This window comes from Paraburkholderia sp. SIMBA_053 (assembly GCF_046534895.1).
Lineage (GTDB): Bacteria > Pseudomonadota > Gammaproteobacteria > Burkholderiales > Burkholderiaceae > Paraburkholderia > Paraburkholderia caledonica.
The window spans coordinates 1-229 of sequence record NZ_JAWRXU010001925.1 but is presented as its reverse complement, the minus strand read 5'-3'; the positions used below and the strand labels follow the sequence as shown (position 1 = coordinate 229).

The following is a 229-nucleotide window of genomic DNA, read 5'->3' as shown; positions in this document are numbered from 1 at the left end:
CGTGCGGCGGGCCGACGCCGTGACGACCGTGAGTCCCGGTCTGGCGAAGGAGTACGAACGAGAGGTCGGCTTCGCGCCCGAAGTCGTCACGAACGCCACACCGTTCGCAGATCTGCAGCCCTCGGCTATTGGCGCACCGCTGCGCCTCGTGCACAGCGGCGCCGGGCTCCGCAACCGCGACCTCGGGCTGATGGTCGACGCGGTCAACCGTTCGACGAGGGACGTGACC

1 protein-coding gene is annotated in these 229 nt (G+C 69.9%); it reads left to right on the top strand.

Translation table 11 applies throughout. The features are described from left to right. Positions 1-19 precede the first annotated feature (19 nt). The coding region (locus SB753_RS42255) for a hypothetical protein (protein ID WP_410805849.1) at positions 20-229 on the top strand (210 nt) is incomplete at its 3' end.